Raw genomic sequence first — 21,882 nt, 5'->3', positions numbered from 1 at the left:
TTAAATAGGGGGGCACGGCTTGGTCATATTGAAGCGGTATGAAATGTAGCAGAATCCCTCCCGACTCGTCCTCCTGGAGCGAAATGAAATGAAGCGGTAGGATCTCATCGATCAAATTTTTAATCTTGAATTGATATACAATAGAGTAAATCAATTCAAGATTATCATTCTTGCAACACCACAACCTTATTAACTTGTAATCTTTGTTTCAGCCAATTTTCAATTTTTGATTTGTTGGATACTTTTTCACGTATATCCAATTTATAAAGAACTAACCATTCAATTTTTGCACTGTCTGTACCTCCAGCTCTTTCAATTTTCCCTAGTGAAACGTCTTTAAGTTCTGGAAACAAAACATTCAGTTCCTTAATTATTCCAGGTTCATTCATCTGATATTTCTGCAATTCAATTCTTAAATTGTTGATCGTAATATCTTTTTCAGAAACTGAAGCATTTTGCTGATTGATTTCTTTTAAAATTTCTTCCTTATTATCTTTATCGTCTTGTCTAAAATTCAAAATGGTATTGTTTAAACCTTTACTACTTAAAAGTTGATTGTACATTTTGATTTCTTCCTTGTTTAATTTCTTGTTCAAAAATGCAATATCTACAGTTTTAGGGTTGGAGTTGTAGCTTAATTTTTTGTAAATAACCGTATAGCCTTTATTGGTAAATTCGTTATTAATAAATGCTTCCACAGTATTTGTGAATTTTCTCTCTCGAAAAAGATTATAGGCTAAATAGAAACTCGGTACAATCATAATTACTATAAGTGCTGTGATGCCGAATCTTATCTTCTTTTCAAAACGTTTACCTATAAAACTTACAGCTGGATATTTTAAGTATTTAACAACAAAAAAAGTGGCTATGCATATAAAAAAACAATTAATGGTATATAAATAAAACGCACCGACGAAATATTGGAAATTAAATGTCGCCAGTCCATAACCTGCTGTACATAAAGGTGGCATAAGGGCAGTAGCAATAGCTACACCTGGGATGGGATTTCCTTTTTCTACTCTTGTAATCGCTATTACGCCAACTAATCCACCAAAAAAAGCAATTAGCACATCATAAATATTGGGAGATGTTCTGGCAAGCAACTCCGATTGAACATCTTTAAAAGGACTAAGGTAAAAGTAGATAGCTGATACTAATAAACTTACTACAGTTGCAATGAATAAATTTTTGGCAGACTTCTTTAATAATGTAAAATCATAGGTGCCAAGCGCAAAACCTGCACCTACAATTGGTCCCATTAGGGGTGATATCAACATAGCTCCTATAATAACTGCCGTAGAATTAACATTTAAACCAATAGATGCTATAATAATGGCGCAAGCTAAGATCCATAGATTAGAACCTCTGAAAGATATATTATTGAAAACATTTTCCAGTACTTTTTTCTTTTGTTCCTCTCCGCTGTGTAGATCGATAAAGTTTAATAGTTTATTAGTCATATACAGAATTATTTATTCGCTATTTGATCAGCCTTGATTTTTAAAACACTTTTCAAAATGGTTATAGGTAATTTGTTTTCAAAAGCAATACCTATGGTGGTATTTAAAACCTAAATTATAATATTTATTTTGTACCTAAATAAGTTAAATTTGTCTGCTTAGGAGCAAAATATTTAATCGTACAATAATATTTATATAATTGCTTTATTGCTCGTAATCTTAATACTTTACCTATAATTTAAGTATCTAATATACAAATCTTCTTTCGGGTATTATATTCAACTATTGAAAACGAAAAATTCGGATTTAATTGTAGATCATGTTTTGGGATAATTCTTCAGAACATGCTTAATTGATAAACGATAACAGATCCCCAGTCTTGTATGAGTATCGTCTTGTAACTTGCAATTTACAGTAACATTCCCCACAATCCTTCCTCCTGAAGCGGAATGCAATGCAGCGGTAGGATCTCATAGATTGGTTCATTAGATCCTATCGGCAACTTTTCGTTGTACTCAAAGTTAGCCTCCAAGAGAACCGATCTGGGGTAATCTGAAACGGAATTCAATGCAGTGGTAGGATCTCATAGAATAATCACTGATTCATTTTTTAACTAAATTTAGAATAGGAGAGGTATTCAAAAACCTTTAAACGCAAAAAAGCCTCCAAATATAAATTTGGAGGCTTTTTGTGATCCCGCTGGGATTCGAACCCAGGACCACTACATTAAAAGTGTAATGCTCTACCAGCTGAGCTACGGAATCTATTAGTTTTTAAAACTAAACCTTAAAAGTGTTTCCCTTTAAAGTGGTGCAAATATAGGGTTAAGATTAATATCTTGCAAATAAAAGTTTCAATATTCTTTCAAAAAGCTGATTATTAATGCGAAAAAATTAATTACTCCTTTTTTCTGATCCTCAATTTGAGCTATTTTGACACTTTCGAGTCGCAAAAATCTTTTTTAAACCTTCAATTATGCCAGTTTTAATCCTAAAACTTGTACAAACTTAAGAATTTTATAATCAGCTTTTATATAAAAAACGGTTTAAATTACCTTAGAGTCTATAAAAACTTCATTATCAGTGTTATTTTTTTTCTATTCGTTATGATTAATTAAATCTTTCGATATAATTTATAATATCCTTGTAGTATTTTTGGGTTCTTCCTTCCAATAATCCGGTTTCTACTAATTCGCCATTTTCACTAAATGTGTTTTGAACTTGTGCTATAGGTAGGGTAGAAGGAACAATTAATGCACCTATTTTAAGAAATATGGACTGCATTTGTACCAAAACTTGTGTCCCTGCATAATTTCCCGATGAGCAAGTGCAAAAAGCAATGGGTTTGTTTTTCCATTCATCATACAATAAATCAACAACGTTTTTTAAACTTGCTGGATAACCACCATTGTATTCTGGTGTTACGATGATAATGGCATCCGCATTTTTAATTTTCTCTGCAAATTCAATTACTTGTTGATCTGGGTTTTCCAGAAATCTCAATCTTTCATTAAATAAAGGGAAATTATATGCCTGAAGGTCGAGTAATTCGGCCTTAATTTCGTTTTGCTGATTAAAAAATTTAGCTAAATAAAGTGCAGCACGATGACTGTCCCTGCCTTTTCTAATGCTCGATGATAGGATAACTATTTGATACATAACACTAATTTATTTAAAAATAAATGATTTTGCAGAATCTATTTCTTCCTTGGTGATGGTATGCCCCATATAATCGAATATTTCTTCTTTTACTAATGCCCCCATATTCGTTAAAAGGCTTGAACTTTCATGAACTCTAGAAACTGGAACATGCTGATCAGGGTTACTACTACCAATATAAATGGGTGTCGAATTAAAATCGCCAGTATAATTTTTAGGGTCTAATTGTTCTCCAATTAATCCACCTGTAAAGGCAATAATACCACCGTATTTTTTAGCATTTCTAGCATTATAGTCTAGAGTTAAACAGGCACCTTGTGAAAACCCAATGAAGTAAATGTTCTCAGTATTAATACCATTGTTTTCTAATTCTTTAACGGTTTTATCTAAAGTTGATAATGAATGACTTAAATAAGGTTCATTATCTTCAATTTTAGCCATAAAGGAGTAGGGGTACCAAGTATTATTGGGGGCTTGTGGTGCAATTAAATAATACGTTGCAACTGGAAAATATGCCGCCAAACTTATGATGTCTTGCGCAGTTGCACCTCTTCCATGAACAAAGATTACTGCCTTGTTAGAATTATTAATATCGCCTTTGGTGATGAAATTATGGTCCATTTTATCCTTTTATTTTGCCCAAATATCCGTGTATTCGGCTTCGTTACGTTTAAATTGTGCCAATACAAATGGACATAATGGAATTATTTTTAAATCATTATTTTTTGCGTAATTAACAACAAATTGGAGTAGTTTCTTCCCCAATCCTCTACCTGCTGCCGAAGGATTTACCTCAGTATGGTAAACTGTAATGAAGTTTTTAGCGATGCTGATTTCCATAAAGGCAATTTCAGTCCCCCTTTCTTCGATGAGTATTTTTCCGTCTCCTTCTTCGTTTAATTGAATTTTAGTTTCCAACATAAAAAGTAGGTTTAAAGTTCTGGCAATATTCTTACTATTTCATTTCTTGAAGATTCGTAACGTTTTGGAAGTTTTAATGCTGTGCCCAATGTTTCTACACTTTCGTCGACATCGAAACCCGGGTTATCGGTGGCTATTTCAAATAAAACGCCTCCTGGTTCTCTAAAATATAAAGAGAAAAAGTAATCCCTATCAATTTTTGGGGTTATATCTAGCCCATACGCCAATACTTTTTCTCGGTAATGCATTAGGGTTGCTTCGTCCTTTACTCTAAAAGCTACGTGGTGATTAGTTCCAGCGGCATTATAGCCAGGTGTAGGAGCAAGTTTTATGTCAACTAGGTTAGCTGTAGTAATATTTTTATTCTTGAATCGAAATTCATTAACATGATCTTGTACGTATTCGTAATCTAATATATCTGTTAATATTTTGGCAGTTGGGTCTAGATCTTTAACCGTTAAAGTAACTCCACTAAATCCATAAATTAATGCCTTTTCATCTATTTCTTTATTTTTCCAGGGTAATCTTGTGTCGGTATTATCTTCTTTAAACGACAAGTTTAAACCATCTGGATCTTCAAATACCAATAAATTTTCGTTAAAATTATTAGTAATTATTTGAGATGGAATATTGAAAGATTTTAATCGATCTGTCCAAAAAATTAAACTTCCAGTGGGTACGGAATAAGTAATATTGGTGGCTAAACCTCTACCATTTCTTCCTTTTCCAATGCCTTCCCATGGAAAAAATGTTAAAATAGTACCTGGTTCACCTTTTTCGTTTCCAAAATAAAAATGGTAAGTGCCAGGATCATCAAAATTTACAGTTTTCTTAACCAATCTTAGGCCCAAGACCTGGGTATAAAAATGATGGTTTACTTTCGCATTATTTGCAATAGCTGTAATGTGATGAAGCCCTAAAATTTTAGATTCCATAATTAAGAAGTTTTGTAAAAACTTAAGTTAAATATAACCAATGTTTTTAAGGAAAGTTTTACTTCTTATATTATTAAAATATAAAATAAATTATATTACGTTTAGCCAACAAATAGGCTGATTTTTAATTCGGTATTAAAAAATTCGGTCTTTAGTTGTTTAACTACTTAATTTACAAATGGGTCATTTCCCAAAATTTCTAAACTAATAGTTTTTAAATGTTGTAGTGCTTTCATAAGACGTTCGTAGTGGATAGGATCACCCTGTAGATATGGGATAAAGATATGATTTTTGGAAGTATAATAAATAGTACTGTTAGTGCTTTTAAAATAACTCGCAACATTAGGGCCAGTAAAGATTACCTTCATTAATCCAACTGCATCACCTGCTTTTTCAGTAGATTTTTCAAAAGATGAAATATATTGAGGTAATAAAGTGAATTCCTGATAATCAATAGTGTTATCAGAAAAATTTCTTTTATAGCTTAAGACTATTTTATTAGGCTGGGAAGAAGATGTTTTAAAACTTAAATCGGTCAAAGTATAAGTAAACTGACTGTCGTAAGTCCTTTTTAAAAACTCAGTATCGTTAATTTTATCGTGAATATATTTTATGGTTTCAGATCTAGTTAATTGCGCATGAGAGTTTAGAACTGAACATAAGATGAAACAAGAAAGTATAAAATATTTCATATTGGAGTAGAATTAATTGGCAAATGGATCTAAGGTATCTTGAGCTAAGCTTTTTGATTTAAGACTTAAAAAAGCCGCTTTTAATCTTTCAAAAACTAAATTATCACCAGAAATGTACGGGAATGAGAACGTATTTTGTGTATAATCTTTAACATCAGATTGTTTAACAACTTTTAGAACAAAGTTTCCAGATAATCTTACGGTAGCAAAGTTATATCCATTGGTAGAAGTTTCTGTATCCTTAGTAAAAGATTCAATGTATTTAGGATTGAAAATAAATTGAATTACATCTGTTGTATTATCTGAAAATTCCCTTGTGTACTCAAATAATACTTTTTTAGGATCTGTTTTATAGGTTCCGAATTTAGTCTTGGTTATACGATAAGTAAATTTCTCATCATATTTTTTAGTGAGATTCTCGGTGTTCTTGGCTATATTCTCTAAATAGGTAATGGTTTCGCTGTAAGTTAGCTGAGCAGAAGATTTTTCATTTACCGCAATTAATAAAAATAAAGCCGTAATTATTTTTATAAAATTTAACGAGATAGATTTTTTCATATTACTCCAATTTTAGATTAAAGTAATTAAAAATAAATGAATTATGGAACTATAATTTTGGAAAAAAAAACTCCAATTTAATTGGAGTTGTATTGTATGAAAGATAAAATCTAATCTATTTTCCTGCTGCTTTATTGTGATCTGCTAAGAATGTAGCTAATCCACTATCTGTAAGTGGATGTTTTAATAATGCGGTTATGGCCGATAATGGTGCTGTAATTACATCAGCCCCTAATTTTGCACAATTTACAATGTGTAATGGTCCGCGAATAGAAGCGGCTAAAATTTGAGTCTCGTAACCGTAATTGTCAAATATTAAACGAATATCCTCTATTAACTGTAAACCATCCGTAGAAATATCGTCTAATCTACCTAAGAAAGGAGAAACATAAGTAGCACCTGCTTTTGCAGCTAATAAAGCCTGACCTGGTGAAAATATTAAGGTACAATTGGTTCTAATACCTTTTCCTGAAAAGTATTTAATTGCTTTTAATCCGTCTTTAATCATGGGAACTTTAACCACGATTTTTGGATTTAGTGCTGCTAAAGCTTCACCTTCTTTAATTATTTCAGCATAAGTAGTAGCAATAACTTCGGCACTTACATTATCATCTACTATAGAACAAATCTGTTTATAATGATTTAATATATGCTCATCTCCAGTAATACCTTCTTTAGCCATTAAGCTAGGGTTAGTGGTTACACCATCTAAAATGCCTAAATCTTGAGCTTCTTTTATTTGATCTAAATTTGCTGTGTCTATGAAGAATTTCATAAGGTAATAAATAAGTTAGGTTATGGTCAGTATTGAATTTTACTGTAGTAGAGAATATAAAAAGGGCAAGCAACTTCTATCGCACCGCTCAACTTTCTACCCTTGCTGTGTTCCCACCCTGGGGGAGTTCGAAAGGAGCTGGTCGTAAAAGACTTGCCCACCACAAAAGTAGAAAAATTATTCGATATAAATAGTTTTTTAAAAAGGTGATTTCTTTAAAAATCTTGCAATAATCAGTAATTTAAGGGTTTATGTGCTAAAAATATTTTTAATTTTTTAAATAAACAGCCTTAAATTTTATGTTTTTAAAGAAATGAGATTAGAATTTAGCTGAGTTTTATTTTAGCAAAGAAATCCCATAGCACAATTCCGGCTGAAATAACCACATTAAATGAATGTTTTGTTCCAAATTGTGGTATTTCTATACATAAATCTGACATTTGCATTGCTGCTTCACTAACACCATCTACCTCATTACCTAAAATTAAAGCATATTTATGACCCGAATCCGGAGAAAATGTATGCAACATGGTGCTGCCTTCTGCTTGTTCAATAGCAATAATCTGATAACCCAAATTTTTCAATTCTAATAAAGCATCTTCTGTATGCTCAAAGTATTTCCAATCTACAGATTGTGTTGCACCTAATGCCGTTTTTTCTATATCTCTATGGGGTGGCTTGGCCGTAATACCACATAAATAAATACATTCTACAGCAAATCCATCGGAGGTTCTAAAGATGGAGCCTATATTGTGCATGCTCCTTACATTGTCTAAGACAACTACAATAGGTAGTTTTTCTTGTGATTTAAATCCATCAATATCTATTCTATTTAATTCGGTTGTCTTAAGTTTTCTCATATTCGACAAAGATAAGGTTTTGAAAAAACAAAGGCCAGAAATTGATTTATTTCTGGCCGGTATTCTGTTATTTTAAAGCAATTAATTTTTTCGAAAAACCTTACTCAAATCTGTTTTAAATCCCACAGTTAAGGGTACAAGATTAAAATCCTTTTGTTCTAATTTTGAGAAGCCATGCCAATAGCTCATTTCAGAGAATAAAATAAAAGTGCCTATTTTATATTCAATTCCAGCGCCAGTTTCTAATGATGCCAGGGTAGTGCTTTCGTTTCTTAATAAAACATGACCATTAGTTTGGTTAACATCTCCTCTTTGAGTTAAAATTATTCCACCGCCTAATCCTAAATATCCATAATATGAAAATTGATTTTTAGTAAATCTATGTCCCAAGTTTAAATTAGCTACATAGGTAGTAGATCGACCACTTTTTACTAAGTATGGATTCCCGTTTTCTGGTACAAGCTGGTCAAATTTAAAGGCATGAAGATTAACTTTTGGATATAAAAACCAACCTCCTGTAGGTCCTAATGCAATATTTAAGCCTAATGTATTAGAAAATTTCGCACTTAAATAATCATTTGTTTCTCCAACAGGGAAGGTAAAACCAAATCCACTCATGGTGTAAAAATGATCTGTTCGCTCATTTTTTTGGGCATTTACTTGAAATACAATAGTTAAAACAAATAATAGAGTAAATATTTTTTTCATAAATGAGTTTCAATGATTTAGAACATTGGTTTATTCGAATTGTTTTAAGTGATGATTAGCTTAATCTTTCTAATACTTGTTTAATCGCCTTTTCTACAATTACATCAGGTTGTTTACTAAATTCTAATTTAACTCTACTTGCAAGTATGGCGTTTACAGATAAAGCTTTATGTCCGAGTACTTTAGCTAAAGCATAAATACCGGCTGTTTCCATTTCTAAATTGGTAATTCTTAAATCATTAGATCTAAATGAATTTAATTTTTCGATCCAATTTTTATGTACATTTTCTGCTCTAACTAAGCGGCCTTGTGGTGCATAAAAACCTGGAGCAGTAACGGTAATACCTTGTGCCATGTTTTTCCCGATAGAGGCTAATAAATCTTCACTTGCTTTAGAAATATATGGGTTTATGCCATTAAGATCACTAAAGTAGGTTTGTAAATCATCATGTATTAGTTGTTCCTCATTATTTAAATTTAAAGTATAATAATGCATAAGTGCATCTAATCCTATACCATGGGTCGAAGCGAGAATGGTTCCCATTTCTACATCAGGCTGAATAGCTCCAGATGTTCCTATTCTAATAATATCTAATGATATAGGGTTAGGTTTTATCGTTCTGGTGTTAAAATTGATATTGACCAACGCATCTAATTCGTTCATCACAATATCGATATTATCGGTACCAATACCTGTTGATATTACTGAAATTCGCTTATTGCCTATATATCCGGTATGTGTTTTAAATTCTCTTTTTCCTTTCTTTAATTCAATAAGATCAAAATATTTAGAAACCACAGCTACACGATCAGGATCACCAACGGTTATTATAGTATGGGCTAGGTCTTCTGGTCTAATATTTAAATGATAAATACTGCCGTCAGGATTGATTACTAAGTCGCTGGATGATAATTCTTTCATGATTTTTAATACTTGATTAATCCGAATATAAGTACTTTATTTCTATGTCTCGAAGATTTTCGATTGCTTCCAGACTGTTTTTAACTGCTGATCGCCTTATTTCTACTTCTAATACGTTTTGGTGTGTGTAAGATTGCGCTCTAATTTTTAGATTTCTTTCCTTGATAATTCGCATTATAGCATTCATTTGAATATGATCAAATGAAAACTGATATATGTCATTTATAGTTTTTTCTACTATTTCTGCCTGATTTAGAACTTCGATGGTTGAAGCTTTATATGCATTAATTAAGCCAGTAACGCCTAACAATGTACCACCAAAATACCGGGTTACAACGACTAAAATATTGGTGATATCTGCAGATAAAAGTGAATTTAAAATGGGTCTTCCAGCGGTTCCAGAAGGTTCTCCATCATCACTGAATTTAAAATTACTTCTGTCTGTTGTTAATCTTAATGCCCAACAATGGTGATTAGCCTTAGGATGTTCGGTTCTTAATTTTTCTATAATTGGCTTTACTTCTTCTGTTGATTTAATAGGATAAGCCGTTGCAATAAATTTACTTCCTTTATCTCTAAAAATGCCCGTAGCAGGCTGATTTATGGTTTTATACGTGTCGTTAAATAGCATATTTCTGTGCGATGGCTATAAATATTACAGCAATAATTACTAAAATAAACCCTAGGTAGTTTAGTGGTTTAAATTTTTCTCTGAAGACCATTATTCCTAAAAAACTCCCTATCAAGATAACGCCTAAATTCATGGCAGCAAATACTGTTGAAGGATGATTAGAATAGTGCTGATGAGCTTTTAAGTAACTATAAATATTTCCAAAATTGAACATACCTAACACTAATCCAGGAATAATAGCATGTAATTGGAAGGCTTGTTTCTTTCTTAAGAATTGAATGGTTAGGAAAAGTAAAGTTATTAAGCAGGCTATTATAAATATTTGAAATAATGCCGTAGGATAGGGGATGTTAGTGTTTTTTGCAACGATTTTAAATAAAATATCTACAATTCCATAACCTATAAATACCAAAACTGGATAAATATAATGGTTCTTATTGTTAGCGCTTTGAGCTTTCCTCAAAACTAATATTACACCAACTAAGCCTATTAATAAGCCAATACATTTAAATAAGGATATTTCTTCATTAAATAATAACCAAGCCGCTGTTAAGGGTATAATTAAGGATAATCGTTGTGCAATGTCTGTTCTTGCTAATCCTTGAGTTTTTAGAGATTGATTTAATATCCAGAATAATAAAGGTAATAAAATGCCTAGTGTGATGTATAAATTTACAGGTTGTTTTACTGTAAAGTCTACCTGTGGATTAAAGTAATACCAGCTTAAAATTAGGGCAGCAACATAATTCCAGTTAATCGCCTGATAAATATTAATATCGTACCTTCTATATAGTTTTAAAAGTACACCTACAGATACACTGCAAACAATGCTAATTATTAAATAAATCATTTGGTGTTTTTATATATGCTAAGTATGTCTTTACCTACGTTAATATTTTCTAATGGTTTTTGCTTAATAATTGGTGCAAACAACCCATTTTCCCAATTTTTTGGGGAGGTAAATACCCTTGCTTCATCCCATAAACCTTCATTTATAAAGGTATTTAATAATTGAGAACCACCTTCTATTATAACAGATTGTATATCTAATAAATGCAATTGATAAAGGATTTTTTGAGGTAAGTAATAGTCCATATCTTCAATAGAGATGAAGCGAATATTATTAGAAATATCTGTTTTATTGGCATTTAAAATAATAGTTTGGGCTTCGTTATTATAGAGGTTATAATGTTTTGGAATGTCCAAATTTCTATCTACAACCACTCTAATAGGGTTTTTTCCAGTCCAATTTCGTGTGGTTAAGCTTGGGTTATCTATTAAGGCGGTATTTTTTCCAATTAAAATAGCATCCTCTTCGGCTCTCCATTTATGAACTAAGTTTTTGGCTGCTTTTCCGGAAATCCAATTCTGACTTCTGTCTAACGGTGCATAAAACCCATTCTTAGTTTGTGCCCATTTTAAAATTATATAAGGTCGTTGTTTTAAAACCCTAGTAAAAAATCTTTTATTAAGTTCTAAACAAGCATTTTCTTTAATGCCAACTTCTACTTCAATGCCATTTTCAAGGATTCTTTCTATTCCTTTTCCCGCAACTGCCGGAAATGGATCTCTGCAACCTACATAAACTTTCTTTAATTGATGTTTAATAATAAGATCTGCACAAGGTGGTGTTTTACCAAAATGTGCACAGGGCTCTAAGCTTACATAAATTGTTGATTCTTTTAAAATAGAAGCGGCGTTCTCTCCAAATCTATTTAATACAGCGTTTATTGCGTTTACTTCAGCATGTGCTGATCCATACATTTCATGCCAACCTTCACCTATAATTTCGTTATTGTGTACGATTACACAACCTACCATTGGGTTTGGACTAACCATTCCTATACCTCTAATGGCCAAGTCTAGGCAACGCTGCATGTAAATTTCATTGTGCATTTAACAAAAATAAGAAAGTGATTGGCTGAATTACCAAAATCTACAATTTCTTTTTCTTTATTAGCTTTGCAAATGATCTTAGCTGAAGCCATAAATATTTATAAAAAAGAATTGTCGGGCATTTATTCTGAAAATGAATGTCTCCATTTTATTTCAATGCTATTAAATTGCTCAGTTAATTCATTGATTATTAATAAAACTGATAATTTAGATGAACAGCATATTCGTTTATTAATGAATGCTTTATCTTCTATTAAAAAGCATGTACCTATTCAATATGTTGTTGGTGAAGCTGAGTTTTATGGATTAAAATTTAAGGTAGATCATCATGTTTTAATTCCAAGACCCGAAACTGAAGAACTGGTTAATTGGTGCTTAGAAAGCATAAATCATACGAACGCTCTTTGCATTTTGGATATAGGGACAGGATCTGGATGTATTCCTATTACCATCAAGAAAAAATCACCTAATTCTAATTTATATGCAATAGATATTTCTAAAGAGGCCTTAAGTATAGCAAAACAAAATGCCTTGCTTAACGGTGTTGATGTAGACTTTATTGAATTGGATATTTTATCTAAAGAGATTGATGGAAATTTTGACATAATTATCAGTAATCCGCCGTACATCAAATGGGAAGAAGCAAGTGATATGGAGCCTAATGTATTAGATAATGAACCTCATTTGGCACTATTTGTTGATAATCATGATCCTTTACTTTTTTATAGGGTAATTGCTAATCAAGCTATTAAAAAACTAAACCCAAACGGGTATTTGTTTTTTGAAGTTAATGCAGCTTTTGGAGCGGAGGTGGTTAATTTATTAAAGGAAGTTGGTTTTAATGAGGTGATTCTCAGAAAAGATATGCAGGGTAAGGATAGGATGATCAGAGCGCTAAAAATAAATTAACTTCTCGGATGATATTGTAATACAACTGATTTTAAATAATCACGATCTAAGTGGGTGTATATTTCGGTTGTGGTAATACTAGAATGTCCTAACATTTCTTGAACAGCATATAAATCGGCCCCACCTTCAATTAAATGCGTAGCAAACGAATGTCTGAAGGTATGTGGACTAATATTTTTTTGAATTCCAGCTTTTAAGGCCAATTCTTTCACAAAATTAAAAACACTTATTCTAGAAAGACTTTTCTTAAATCGATTTAAAAAAACAAAATCACTGAACCCATTTGCAGCTACTATTTTTCTTCGTTCGTTTAAATAAATAGTTAAATGCTTTAAGGCAGATGTACCAATAGGTACCAATCTTTCTTTATTTCCCTTACCTATAATTTTAATAAACTCAACATCTGTATAAACATTGGAAATTTTTAACTCACAAAGTTCAGTTACTCTTAGTCCACATCCGTACAGTAATTCTATCATTGCCTTATTTCTAATACCCTCTGGAGTAGATAAATCTATAATTTCCATTATTTTATCTATTTCATGAAGACTTAAAGTTTCTGGTAATTTTCTTTTTAACCTTGGACTTTCAAGGAGTATAGTAGGATCTTCTTCTAAGTAATTACTTAATACTAAAAATTGAAAATAAGATTTAATCCCAGAAACCATACGGGCTTGTGAACTGGCCTCAATTCCCAATTCATTAATAGCAGCAAGAAATTGGATTAAATGTTTATCGGTAATATTGTCGTAGCTAATTTCTGTATTTTCTGAGTTACTTAAATAAGAAAATAACTTACTTATATCATTTATGTAAGCTTTTACGGTATGTTTAGACAATCCGCGTTCTAGGCTTAAATAAACTTTATAAGAGGGGAGTTGAAATATCACGACTATTTTTTGAGTTTAGGCTACAAAGTACGTAACATTGTAAGAAAATTAAAATATCTAAAGATGAAGTTGCTTATTTTAAATGGTCCAAATTTAAATTTATTAGGAAAAAGAGAACCAGAAATTTATGGCCAATTAAATTTTGAGGATTATTTAGAAGAACTTAAATCTATTTATTCTGTAATAGATATTGCTTACTATCAATCTAATGTTGAGGGCGAAATAATAAACCAACTTCATCAAGTGGGATTTTCTGAAGTGGACGGAATAGTACTAAATGCAGGGGGTTATACTCATACTTCAGTAGCCATTGCTGATGCTATTGCTGCCATAAAAACACCTGTTGTTGAAGTGCATATATCTAATATTTACGCAAGGGAAGAATTCAGACATAATTCCTTAACCGGGAAAAATTGTATTGGTGTAATTACAGGGTTTGGGTTATTTGGTTATAATTTGGCAATTGAAAGCCTGATTAATTACTGCAAATAATTTTTATCTAAGTTGTTGAACTTCTTTATTTTATTAATAAAATAAGCGTAAACAATACTCTTTTTATAAATTCCTGTATGTTGATGAAATGGTTTAACCAACTGTGTTCGTTTTAATTTGTTGGAAGAAATAGTTCTTAAGAAATTAAAATGTGCTCTCGAAATAGCTACGGTATGTCTAATTTTTCCAGTAAATAAGAACTTTAGCCACGCTATAAAATCAAGTATAAACCTTACAAAAATCACTTTAGTAGCTTCTGAGCTAGGTAGATTTTTTTGAAGTATAATTAAGTTATTTCTAAAATTTAAATACGTTTTATAAGGATTGCTAGTGGTTAAAGTAGCCCCACCAACATGGTAAACCACAGAAGAAGGACAACTCATAATTTTATAGTCTAAATTCTTTAATCTCCAGCATAAATCTATTTCTTCCATATGGGCAAATAGATCAGCATCAAATCCACCAGAATTAATCCAAGCAGATTTTTTTATACATAAAGCTGCTCCACTGGCCCAAAAAATTTCAATCGGTTGTACATATTGCCCTTTATCTTCTTCACAGGTGTCAAAAATTCTACCTCTACAAAATGGATAGCCATAAGCATCCATAAAACCACCAGCGGCACCCGCGTACTCAAAATGATTTCTATCAGTATAAGATCTTAAAATAGGTTGAGCAGCACCTATAGATTTGTCAGACTCTAATAATTCTACCAAAGGCTCTATCCAATTATGTGAAACCTCTACATCTGAGTTAAGTAGAATATAATAATCTGCCTCAACCTCATTTAAAACCCTATTATACCCTTCGGCAAAACCATAATTCTTATCGTTAACAACTAAGTCTATAAACGGATAATTTTCTTTAACAAAAGCTACAGAATCATCAGTAGAAGCATTATCGCCAACAACAATCTTTAAATTTTTATAGGTAGAATTTACTACAGAAGGAAGAAATTTTTGCAATAATAATTGCCCATTCCAATTTAATATTACTACCGCTACTAAAGGTTCTACCATATTATTGAGTAGGTTGATTTTTCCAACGATTATGACTCCACAACCAATAAGCAGGAGTCTCTTTAATTATTTCCTCTAAAATAGTAAAATGTAATTTAGTAATTTCCATATCTACTGTTTCAGTAGGATTTAAACATACTGGCGTTAAATCTACTTGATATTTACCTCTTCCCAACCTAGTTGTTTTAAAATAATAAATTGGGCTATCCGTTTTACGCGAAATCTTCTCTACGCCTAACATTACAGCTGTTTTCTGGTTTAAGAAATCAATAAAATAAAGTGATTCCTGTTTAGACGGAGATTGATCTGCAGCAAAACACAAAGTATAAGGTTCATTTTGGTGTAAAGAAATTGCTCTTAAAGTATTCCGCATAGGCACCATAATGGTTCCAAATCTTGTTCTCCAGTAATGATACCATTTATCGAACACCTTGTTATTTAATGGTTTATAAATAACCATAGTAGTAGCAGGGTTATCTATTGTAAATGCTAATGATAAAAATTCCCAATTCCCATAATGAGCACCACAAAGCATTACTTTTTTACCTTCACTATAATGCTTCTTAAATTGTTCTATCCCATTAATTTTTACTCTTTTTAAAACTTCCTTTTTAGAAATACTATGAAACTTTATATTTTCAAATATCATATCTGTAAAGAACCTATAGTATTCTTTCTCAATCTTAATAATTTCGTTTATAGATTTTTCAGGGAATGAAAGTGTTAAATTCTTTCGAACAACTTTACGTCTATATCTAATTAAATAATATAATGGATAATATAGGAGGGAAGAAATAAAGAATAAAACAGGAAATGGAACATAGGATAATAACCCTAAAAAAAACACTCCAAGCTTAGAAAACAGTTTATTTATCATTAATTTGCCACGCAGTACAAAATAGTACACTTAATTTTATGCAAAGTTCGGTTATTTTTCCATTGTTTTATCTACCTCCAGTAAGCTATTTTAAAGATTTTTTAGCTTTCCAAAATCAACTTTTAATAGAAATACATGAACATTTTCCAAAGCAAACTTATAGAAATAGAACCACAATTTTATCACCCAATGGTAAACTAGATTTAATAATTCCTGTTATTAGAGGTTCATCATCATTGGGACATACCAAATTAAAAGATGTAAAAATAAGTTACGATGCACAATGGCAACGTTTACATTGGAAAAGCTATGAAAGTTGTTATCGTAGTTCTGCCTATTTCGAGTATTATGAAGCAGAATTTCATAAAATTTTATTTAAAAAACATGAATTTCTAATCGATTTAAATATTGAATTATTTACTTGGTTATTAGAAAAATTAAAAAAGAAACAGCCTTTAAATTTCACAGAAGAATTTTTACCATACGATTCTGTTGAAAACGATTTTAGAAGAAGTTTTAGTGCTAAAAAAGTAGTAGAATTAAAACAAAAACCTTATTTTCAGGTATTTGATGATAGAAGCGGATTTCAGCCGAATCTGAGTATAATTGATTTACTTTTTAACCAAGGACCACAAAGTTTAAACTATATTTAATGCAACATAAAAACAGGAAAAAATTGCGGAAAAAGTATTCGTTTCCAGAACCAGGAAGCAGTCCGGGTACGCTTATTTTAGATCCAAATGCATTAGATACGGTTATATTACTTCATGTTTATAACCATCAGATTTACAAAAACATAGAGTTATCTAGTTTAAGTGAATTAAAAGAAATAATTCTAGATCCAGATTACTTTTATTGGGTGGACATTAAAGGGTTAAAATCATTGCGACTTTATGCCGAATTAGAAAAAAATCATGGCATAAATAAACTAGTTTTAGAAGATTTAACTCAAACTTATCAGCGTCCAACTTTACAAGAATATCCCGATTATATTTATGCGGTAAGTAGAATTTTAGATTTAGATGCAGAGAGCAAGGAATTACTCAATGAACAGCTTGCTTTTATTCTTAAAAAAAACATATTATTCACCTTTAAAGAAACCTATTCATCTAATTACGATGGTGTAATAAATAGATTAATCGCAGGAAAAGGTAACATAAGAACCTCAGGATCCAGTTATTTAATGTATGCCATAATGGATACCATAGTAGATAACTACTTTAAATTATTAAATTCTATAGGAGAAGAATTGGACGATTTGGAAGATCAACTATTAATTCGTCCAACTAAAACCATCATGTTTCACACACAGCAAATTAAACGTAAGATTATTACCATCAGACGGATAGCTTGGCCAGAGCGCGATAAATTAAATGATATAATTAGAAGTGATAATGATTTAATAAGTGCATCTTCAAAATTATATTTCAAAGATGCCTACGATCATTGCGTTCAAATAATTGATGTTTTAGAATCATTAAAAGAAATATCCGCCAATATAATTGATATGTATTTATCTATAATAAGTAATAGGATGAATGAAATTATGAAGTTTTTAACCATCATTTCATCTATTTTTATTCCTTTAACTTTTATTGCTGGAATTTATGGGATGAATTTTGAAAGAGTTGATCCAGAAACCCAACAAGTATTGCCATTAAATATGCCTGAATTATATTCGGCAAATGGATATTTATATACATTAATCGTTATGTTTATCATCGCCATTGGCCAAATTATTTATTTTTGGCGAAAAGGATGGTTTAGATAAATCACTTAAAATTTTGATTAGATAAAACGAATTAGATGCAGTCTTTTGAGATAGATAAAACTGATATTACCAAAATTAAGGAAGCCTTGTTGCAGGACGATAATGCCTTGAAATCCTTATTAAGTGAATATCATGCCTCGGAGATAGCTATTTTATTCGAAAACCTAAACGCTGAAGAGAAAGTTAGAATTATTAATCTTTTATCTATAGAAATGGCCTCTGATGTCCTTTCTGAGATGGATGAAGAAAGTGATCCTGCTACTTTACTATATAATTTAGAACCCGAAAAAAGGGCGGAGATTGTAGAAGATTTAAACTACGACGATGCTACAGATATTTTATCTCAATTAGATGAAGAAGATCAATCGGAAATCTTAGATGATTTAAATATTGAAGATGCTTCTAGCATAAGAAATCTACTGAAATATGCTGATGATACAGCAGGTGGATTAATGAATACCCAATTTATTAAAGTGGAATTGGGGATGACCAAGAAAAATGCAATTGACGAAATTATAAGACAAAGCGAAGAAATAGAAGAATTTTATACCGTTTTTGTGGTGGATGAATTCAACACTTTTAAGGGAATTATTTCTTTGAAAGATATAATAAAAGCTAAAGTAAATACACCGATTGTTGATTTGGTAAAGCCTGATGCTGTTTATGTTTATTCTAATACCGACCAGGAAGAAGTTGCTAAATTAATTGCTCAATACAATATAACCAGCATTCCGGTACTTGATGAAGATAATAAGCTATTAGGTAGAGTAACGTTTGATGATGTTATTGATGTTTTAGAGGAAGAAAACACAGAAGATATACTTAAAATTTCTGGGGTTTCTGAGGATGAGGAATTAAGTGGTAATTGGATAGAAGCTGTGAAATCTAGATTGCCTTGGCTTATAGTAAACCTAGCTACAGCATTTTTAGCCGCATTTGTTGTTAGATATTATGAATCTACTATCGAACAATTAAGCATAATTTCTGCATACATGGTTGTTATTGCAGGAATGGGAGGGAACGCTGCCACACAAGCATTAGCGGTTACCGTTCGAAGAATTTCATTATTCGATTTAACAGATAAACAGGCTTATAAAACCGTATTAAAAGAATTTTCGGTTGGATTAATAAATGGGGCAGTTATTGGATTAATAGTTTTAGGATTTGCATTATATTTTGATGGTAATCCTATGTTGGGTATTGTTATATTTTTAGCGATGACAGGAAACATGGTAATTGCGGGGATTACTGGATCAGGAATTCCGTTATTATTGAAAAGAATAGGTATAGATCCAGCCATAGCTTCATCTATAATAATATCCACTTTTACGGATGTTTTTGGGTTTTTATTATTACTTGGCCTCGCAAGTAAATTGCTTTTATAAGCTAAAACTTAAACTTCTCTGTTAATTTAAATATATCGTAAACCACTTTCTGAATTAGAATAAATTGTTCAGAAACACTTACTTCCATTAATTCCTTAACCTCTTCATTATTAGATCTAATTAATGGTACATTTTCTATAGAATCTGTTTTTTTATTTATTCTTTTCTCAGCTAATGAAAATAAATAAAGTGTATTATCTGCCAATACTCTTAATTCTTGTTGATCTGTAATTTTATAAGCATGATCTTTATAATACAAAGATAATGTGGCGATAAATGATGATAATTGATGATTTAAGGAAGTAAATTGATGTAACTCCTGAATATGAACTTGTTTACTTTTTGGTTCTGAAAGCATTCTTTGAAATAATGAAGCCAAATTTGCAGTTTGTACATAAAGTTCTTTTCTGGATACTTTATAGGCTGTTAAACTCGGATTTTCTTCAAAATAAAAGCGTAATACTTGTTCATAATAATCTTTATTGGCATTTAATACACCCAACATTCCCTTTTTTAAATTCTCAGATTCCCAACTTGGGAATAGAAAATAACTAGAAGTAAAAGCTATACCACAACCAATCAATGTATCGTATATTCTTTCTGTGGCTACAGAAAGCGTACCCATACCTAAAAAATAAAATAACAATAAACTATATGGCGTAATAAAAATAACACTTACAACATAGTTTTTCCTTTGGAAACTATAGCTGAAAATCATGCATATCATTAAAATGATAAATAATGCATTTCTATCTTTAATAAAATACATGATGGCAATACCAATTAACGACCCCGCTAATGTTCCAATTATCCTTTCATAATTCCGCTTTTTGGTTAAACTAAAGCCTGGTTTAGAAATTACCAGAATGGTTAACAATATCCAGTAACTATGTGCAGAATCTATATTTCTACCAATAATAAAACCAATGAGCATAACTATGCTTACTCGTAAGGCATGTCTAAAAATAGATGACTTTAAAGTTAAATTACTTACAAAGGCCTTTACATTAATAGTTTGTCTGGTTGTAAACTTATTTATATCAATACTTCTACTTTTTAAATAAGGTTTATTAGTTTCTGAAAAATAACTGTTTATAGTTTGAATACGCGACAATATATTCTCAATATTGATTTCAATATTTTTTAAAGCTATAATACCCAGGGTACTTATTTTACCATCAGCATTATTCATTTCTAATTCTAGAATTTCCTGCTTTAGCAGCTTTATTTCTTCCTTTAAACTAGAGTTAAATTTTGGTGAGCCACCTGTTTTTAAGGAATACGCAATATCATCTAACGCAAGACAAGAATGCAAAATAACCCTTTCATAAGATTTTAAAATGCCAATAGAATCAAATTGTTCATGCAATTTTTTATAGTTGTAATAGGTTGACATTACTTGCTCAAAAAGATCAACCATATCTACAAAAACCAATAATAAAAAGCGACCTTCTGGCGTAGAATCCCTTACAATTTCGCGCGTTTTAAAAAGCATTTCGCGTACAGCTTCCTGCTTTTCATGCACTAAAACCTGATGTTTCAATAATTCATCATAGGTTTCTTGGTAATTTACCCCTTCATTATAAAATTTGGCTTTAATCCTTAAAAACTCACTTACTTCGATAATGGAATCGCTTAAAGCTTGTTGAACCATTCTAAATGGCCTAATTCTATAAACTGAATAACTTAATAAGGAATACCAGGTACCACCAATTAATAACATGCCAGACTGCATCATCACATCTGTTGCGCCACGTTGATCATCAATACTTAATACCATAACCAATAACACCCCTGTACCTACCGCAGATGCCCTAACTCCAAATACAAGGAACATACTGAAAATAAAACAAGATATGGTTAATAAAGAACCAACAAAAAGAGGTTGTTTATTCGTTAATCCGGTTAATAAAGAAAATATGGTTATTAATAATGTAGAAATAATCATTGCATTTCTACGATGAACAATAGGACCGGGAAGGTCTGAAACACTTACACAAAGTGCTCCTAAAGCCATGGCCATACCATATTCAAAGTGTCCAAATTGAGCCAATAGCACCGGCGGAGTTAATACGCCAAACGTAATACGTAAGCCATCAGCAAAATAAGTGCTTAATAAAAAATCATTTATAGTACGGACAGGTTTAAATGGCATATAACAAATCTAAGATTCTATATTTAGAACAAAAAAAAATCTAACATTAATATTTTAAGAAGAATTATTGAATTGAAAATCAGCTAAATATGGTGGAAATGTGCGTACAACTGATAGAAATAATGTTAATAACCTTGGAAAAATATAAAATTTAATATAGTGGAGGCCGATTTTAAACAAAAAACAATGTTAATAAGTGTAAGATACTGGTTAATAAGTTGTTAATAATTTTCATCAATTTTTCTTGCAAAATTTTGATCATGCATGTAACTTAGAATATATCAATAACGAAGTACTTTGAAAATCTGAATGAGTTCAAAAATGAAAAAACTACCTAACGGAAAGTGTTTCATGAACTCAAAATGTAA

At 31.1% G+C, this 21,882-nt stretch carries 23 protein-coding genes, 1 tRNA gene and 1 other RNA gene; 5 read left to right on the top strand and 20 right to left on the bottom strand.

Features of this window, described 5'->3' with window-relative positions; genetic code table 11:
• Window positions 1–164: 164 nt before the first annotated feature.
• The 16 genes from VRU49_RS09370 to ribD all read right to left on the bottom strand — a co-directional run bounded on the left by VRU49_RS09370 (window position 165) and on the right by ribD (window position 12,016).
• Window positions 165–1,460, bottom strand: coding sequence for a DUF389 domain-containing protein (locus tag VRU49_RS09370; protein ID WP_330146518.1), 1,296 nt, complete (start codon window positions 1,458–1,460; stop codon window positions 165–167).
• Between the two features lie 691 nt (window positions 1,461–2,151).
• Window positions 2,152–2,224 (bottom strand) — tRNA-Lys (locus VRU49_RS09365).
• Window positions 2,225–2,569: 345 nt separating this feature from the next.
• Window positions 2,570–3,118, bottom strand: a complete 549-nt coding sequence (locus tag VRU49_RS09360) for an NADPH-dependent FMN reductase (protein WP_330146517.1) — start codon at window positions 3,116–3,118, stop codon at window positions 2,570–2,572.
• A gap of 9 nt (window positions 3,119–3,127) precedes the next feature.
• Window positions 3,128–3,739, bottom strand: a complete 612-nt coding sequence (locus VRU49_RS09355; RefSeq protein ID WP_330146516.1) for an alpha/beta hydrolase — start codon at window positions 3,737–3,739, stop codon at window positions 3,128–3,130.
• 9 nt (window positions 3,740–3,748) lie between these two features.
• Window positions 3,749–4,039 (bottom strand): GNAT family N-acetyltransferase, encoded by a 291-nt coding sequence (locus VRU49_RS09350; protein WP_330146515.1) that lies wholly within the window; start codon window positions 4,037–4,039, stop codon window positions 3,749–3,751.
• A gap of 11 nt (window positions 4,040–4,050) precedes the next feature.
• Complete coding sequence (locus VRU49_RS09345; RefSeq protein WP_330146514.1) at window positions 4,051–4,974, bottom strand: VOC family protein; 924 nt, start codon at window positions 4,972–4,974, stop codon at window positions 4,051–4,053.
• Window positions 4,975–5,141: 167 nt separating this feature from the next.
• On the bottom strand, window positions 5,142–5,666 hold the full coding sequence (locus VRU49_RS09340; protein WP_330146513.1) for a hypothetical protein: 525 nt from the start codon (window positions 5,664–5,666) through the stop codon (window positions 5,142–5,144).
• 12 nt (window positions 5,667–5,678) lie between these two features.
• Entirely contained in the window at window positions 5,679–6,224 is a 546-nt protein-coding gene (locus tag VRU49_RS09335) for a hypothetical protein (protein WP_330146512.1), read from the bottom strand.
• A 115-nt stretch (window positions 6,225–6,339) separates the two neighbouring features.
• Complete coding sequence (fsa, locus tag VRU49_RS09330) at window positions 6,340–6,999, bottom strand: fructose-6-phosphate aldolase (RefSeq protein WP_330146511.1); 660 nt, start codon at window positions 6,997–6,999, stop codon at window positions 6,340–6,342.
• A gap of 60 nt (window positions 7,000–7,059) precedes the next feature.
• Window positions 7,060–7,158, bottom strand: an RNA gene (gene ffs / locus VRU49_RS09325) — signal recognition particle sRNA small type.
• Window positions 7,159–7,325: 167 nt separating this feature from the next.
• Complete coding sequence (locus VRU49_RS09320) at window positions 7,326–7,859, bottom strand: RNA methyltransferase (RefSeq protein ID WP_330146510.1); 534 nt, start codon at window positions 7,857–7,859, stop codon at window positions 7,326–7,328.
• Between the two features lie 81 nt (window positions 7,860–7,940).
• Window positions 7,941–8,567, bottom strand: a complete 627-nt coding sequence (locus VRU49_RS09315) for a hypothetical protein (protein WP_330146509.1) — start codon at window positions 8,565–8,567, stop codon at window positions 7,941–7,943.
• A 55-nt stretch (window positions 8,568–8,622) separates the two neighbouring features.
• Entirely contained in the window at window positions 8,623–9,489 is an 867-nt protein-coding gene (locus VRU49_RS09310) for a nucleoside phosphorylase (RefSeq protein ID WP_330146508.1), read from the bottom strand.
• Window positions 9,490–9,505: 16 nt separating this feature from the next.
• Window positions 9,506–10,120 (bottom strand): IMPACT family protein, encoded by a 615-nt coding sequence (locus VRU49_RS09305; RefSeq protein WP_330146507.1) that lies wholly within the window; start codon window positions 10,118–10,120, stop codon window positions 9,506–9,508.
• Window positions 10,110–10,970 carry an EamA family transporter gene (locus VRU49_RS09300; protein ID WP_330146506.1) on the bottom strand — a complete coding sequence of 287 codons (861 nt, stop codon included), beginning with the start codon at window positions 10,968–10,970 and terminating at the stop codon, window positions 10,110–10,112. Before VRU49_RS09300 ends, VRU49_RS09305 begins: the two co-directional genes overlap by 11 nt.
• The gene (gene ribD, locus VRU49_RS09295) at window positions 10,967–12,016 is read right to left on the bottom strand and encodes a bifunctional diaminohydroxyphosphoribosylaminopyrimidine deaminase/5-amino-6-(5-phosphoribosylamino)uracil reductase RibD (protein WP_330146505.1); all 1,050 of its coding nucleotides are present in this window, start codon (window positions 12,014–12,016) and stop codon (window positions 10,967–10,969) included. Before ribD ends, VRU49_RS09300 begins: the two co-directional genes overlap by 4 nt.
• Before the next feature lie 21 nt (window positions 12,017–12,037).
• Here ribD and prmC point away from each other — a divergent pair, with 21 nt between their 5' ends.
• Window positions 12,038–12,925, top strand: coding sequence for a peptide chain release factor N(5)-glutamine methyltransferase (gene prmC, locus VRU49_RS09290; RefSeq protein ID WP_330146504.1), 888 nt, complete (start codon window positions 12,038–12,040; stop codon window positions 12,923–12,925).
• Here the strand turns inward: prmC and xerD are convergent.
• Window positions 12,922–13,815, bottom strand: a complete 894-nt coding sequence (xerD, locus tag VRU49_RS09285) for a site-specific tyrosine recombinase XerD (protein WP_330146503.1) — start codon at window positions 13,813–13,815, stop codon at window positions 12,922–12,924. The genes prmC and xerD overlap by 4 nt on opposite strands.
• 63 nt (window positions 13,816–13,878) lie before the next feature.
• On the opposite strand from xerD, the gene aroQ reads away from it, so the two are divergent.
• A complete protein-coding gene (aroQ, locus tag VRU49_RS09280) occupies window positions 13,879–14,307 on the top strand; it encodes a type II 3-dehydroquinate dehydratase (RefSeq protein ID WP_330146502.1) in 429 nt (142 codons plus the stop codon).
• Here the strand turns inward: aroQ and VRU49_RS09275 are convergent.
• Together VRU49_RS09275 and VRU49_RS09270 are read right to left on the bottom strand one after the other, a co-directional pair.
• Entirely contained in the window at window positions 14,295–15,326 is a 1,032-nt protein-coding gene (locus VRU49_RS09275; RefSeq protein WP_330146501.1) for a glycosyltransferase family 2 protein, read from the bottom strand. The two genes, aroQ and VRU49_RS09275, sit on opposite strands and share 13 nt — an antisense overlap.
• A gap of 1 nt (window position 15,327) precedes the next feature.
• The gene (locus VRU49_RS09270; protein WP_330146500.1) at window positions 15,328–16,203 is read right to left on the bottom strand and encodes a lysophospholipid acyltransferase family protein; all 876 of its coding nucleotides are present in this window, start codon (window positions 16,201–16,203) and stop codon (window positions 15,328–15,330) included.
• A 38-nt stretch (window positions 16,204–16,241) separates the two neighbouring features.
• On the opposite strand from VRU49_RS09270, the gene VRU49_RS09265 reads away from it, so the two are divergent.
• From VRU49_RS09265 to mgtE, 3 genes are read left to right on the top strand one after another with little or no spacing between them, the layout of a single operon-like run.
• Entirely contained in the window at window positions 16,242–16,856 is a 615-nt protein-coding gene (locus VRU49_RS09265; RefSeq protein WP_330146499.1) for a WbqC family protein, read from the top strand.
• On the top strand, window positions 16,856–17,974 hold the full coding sequence (gene corA, locus VRU49_RS09260; RefSeq protein ID WP_330146498.1) for a magnesium/cobalt transporter CorA: 1,119 nt from the start codon (window positions 16,856–16,858) through the stop codon (window positions 17,972–17,974). The genes VRU49_RS09265 and corA overlap by 1 nt, the downstream gene beginning before the upstream one ends.
• 35 nt (window positions 17,975–18,009) lie before the next feature.
• A complete protein-coding gene (gene mgtE / locus VRU49_RS09255) occupies window positions 18,010–19,359 on the top strand; it encodes a magnesium transporter (protein ID WP_330146497.1) in 1,350 nt (449 codons plus the stop codon).
• A 1-nt stretch (window position 19,360) separates the two neighbouring features.
• Here the strand turns inward: mgtE and VRU49_RS09250 are convergent, their stop codons facing one another.
• On the bottom strand, window positions 19,361–21,514 hold the full coding sequence (locus VRU49_RS09250) for an FUSC family protein (RefSeq protein WP_330146496.1): 2,154 nt from the start codon (window positions 21,512–21,514) through the stop codon (window positions 19,361–19,363).
• Window positions 21,515–21,882: the final 368 nt, after the last annotated feature.

The organism is Pedobacter flavus, assembly GCF_036324285.1.
Lineage (GTDB): Bacteria > Bacteroidota > Bacteroidia > Sphingobacteriales > Sphingobacteriaceae > Pedobacter > Pedobacter flavus.
The sequence above is the reverse complement of the archived record's forward strand: the minus strand, read 5'-3'. Positions and strand labels throughout refer to the sequence as shown.

Coding starts and splice junctions, on each gene's coding strand:
- VRU49_RS09300 (WP_330146506.1), bottom strand. CDS start 10,970: ATGATTTATTTAATAATTAGCATTGTTTGCAGTGTATCTGTAGGTGTA.
- VRU49_RS09310 (WP_330146508.1), bottom strand. CDS start 9,489: ATGAAAGAATTATCATCCAGCGACTTAGTAATCAATCCTGACGGCAGT.
- VRU49_RS09320 (WP_330146510.1), bottom strand. CDS start 7,859: ATGAGAAAACTTAAGACAACCGAATTAAATAGAATAGATATTGATGGA.
- VRU49_RS09370 (WP_330146518.1), bottom strand. CDS start 1,460: ATGACTAATAAACTATTAAACTTTATCGATCTACACAGCGGAGAGGAA.
- VRU49_RS09355 (WP_330146516.1), bottom strand. CDS start 3,739: ATGGACCATAATTTCATCACCAAAGGCGATATTAATAATTCTAACAAG.
- VRU49_RS09305 (WP_330146507.1), bottom strand. CDS start 10,120: ATGCTATTTAACGACACGTATAAAACCATAAATCAGCCTGCTACGGGC.
- VRU49_RS09250 (WP_330146496.1), bottom strand. CDS start 21,514: ATGCCATTTAAACCTGTCCGTACTATAAATGATTTTTTATTAAGCACT.
- fsa (WP_330146511.1), bottom strand. CDS start 6,999: ATGAAATTCTTCATAGACACAGCAAATTTAGATCAAATAAAAGAAGCT.
- mgtE (WP_330146497.1), top strand. CDS start 18,010: ATGCAGTCTTTTGAGATAGATAAAACTGATATTACCAAAATTAAGGAA.
- VRU49_RS09315 (WP_330146509.1), bottom strand. CDS start 8,567: ATGAAAAAAATATTTACTCTATTATTTGTTTTAACTATTGTATTTCAA.
- VRU49_RS09345 (WP_330146514.1), bottom strand. CDS start 4,974: ATGGAATCTAAAATTTTAGGGCTTCATCACATTACAGCTATTGCAAAT.
- VRU49_RS09275 (WP_330146501.1), bottom strand. CDS start 15,326: ATGGTAGAACCTTTAGTAGCGGTAGTAATATTAAATTGGAATGGGCAA.
- VRU49_RS09340 (WP_330146513.1), bottom strand. CDS start 5,666: ATGAAATATTTTATACTTTCTTGTTTCATCTTATGTTCAGTTCTAAAC.
- aroQ (WP_330146502.1), top strand. CDS start 13,879: ATGAAGTTGCTTATTTTAAATGGTCCAAATTTAAATTTATTAGGAAAA.
- ribD (WP_330146505.1), bottom strand. CDS start 12,016: ATGCACAATGAAATTTACATGCAGCGTTGCCTAGACTTGGCCATTAGA.
- corA (WP_330146498.1), top strand. CDS start 16,856: ATGCAACATAAAAACAGGAAAAAATTGCGGAAAAAGTATTCGTTTCCA.
- VRU49_RS09350 (WP_330146515.1), bottom strand. CDS start 4,039: ATGTTGGAAACTAAAATTCAATTAAACGAAGAAGGAGACGGAAAAATA.
- VRU49_RS09360 (WP_330146517.1), bottom strand. CDS start 3,118: ATGTATCAAATAGTTATCCTATCATCGAGCATTAGAAAAGGCAGGGAC.
- VRU49_RS09335 (WP_330146512.1), bottom strand. CDS start 6,224: ATGAAAAAATCTATCTCGTTAAATTTTATAAAAATAATTACGGCTTTA.
- VRU49_RS09270 (WP_330146500.1), bottom strand. CDS start 16,203: ATGATAAATAAACTGTTTTCTAAGCTTGGAGTGTTTTTTTTAGGGTTA.
- VRU49_RS09265 (WP_330146499.1), top strand. CDS start 16,242: ATGCAAAGTTCGGTTATTTTTCCATTGTTTTATCTACCTCCAGTAAGC.